Origin of the sequence: Phocaeicola intestinalis (genome assembly GCF_014837065.1) — a bacterium.
Lineage (GTDB): Bacteria > Bacteroidota > Bacteroidia > Bacteroidales > Bacteroidaceae > Phocaeicola > Phocaeicola intestinalis.
Genome location: NZ_JACSPP010000150.1, coordinates 1 through 692, shown reverse-complemented (window position 1 = coordinate 692; position 692 = coordinate 1). Strand labels below are relative to the sequence as shown.

The following is a 692-nucleotide window of genomic DNA, read 5'->3' as shown; positions in this document are numbered from 1 at the left end:
ACATGTTTTTTATTGAAAAAAGTGCTGGTATTATTGTATAATCCATTAATAATTAGTATCTTTACATCAGTAAAAAAGAGACAGGCAATGGATGAAAAAGCTATATTACTCAAGACGATAGAAGGGCTGAATGCCACTGTCGCTTCGTTGTCTGCCACCAATAAAGAACAGTCAGAGCAGATTAAAGATCTGCAGGAACGTATCAAAGAGTTGACGGCTCAGGTCGCATGGCTGAACCGTCAGCTCTTTGGTCGTAAATCGGAGAAGCTTCGCGCATATGACCCTAATATCCCCGATCTTTTTGCAGACGAGTTTGCCGGACTCCAACATCAGGCGGAAGAAAAGCGCGACGAAGCCGTTGGGAAGATTGAAAAGGAATCGGCGGAAGTACGGAAGCAGAATCGTCAGAACCGAAAAATGATAGAGGACTTACCCGTACTGGAGACCGAGACAATAGAACCGACAGGTGTTGACCTGTCTTTATACCGTAGAATAGGCGAAGAGATAACAAAAGTCGTCAAACACAAGCCGGGGATGCTTTACGTCAAGGAAATCATCCGTCCCAAATATGCACTCAAGGACAGCACCATGCTTCCTCCGGCTGGACAGAAAGGGGTGGAGATTGCCCCCATGCCGCTGATGCCTGTTGACAAGTGCATCGCTGATACCAGCCTGCTTGCCGAGATACTGCT

The 692-nt window shown here is 46.4% G+C and carries 1 protein-coding gene; it reads left to right on the top strand.

The window, feature by feature from the left end:
- Positions 1-87: 87 nt before the first annotated feature.
- On the top strand, positions 88-692 hold a 605-nt coding region (locus tag H9625_RS17445; protein ID WP_191765603.1), incomplete at its 3' end, for a transposase.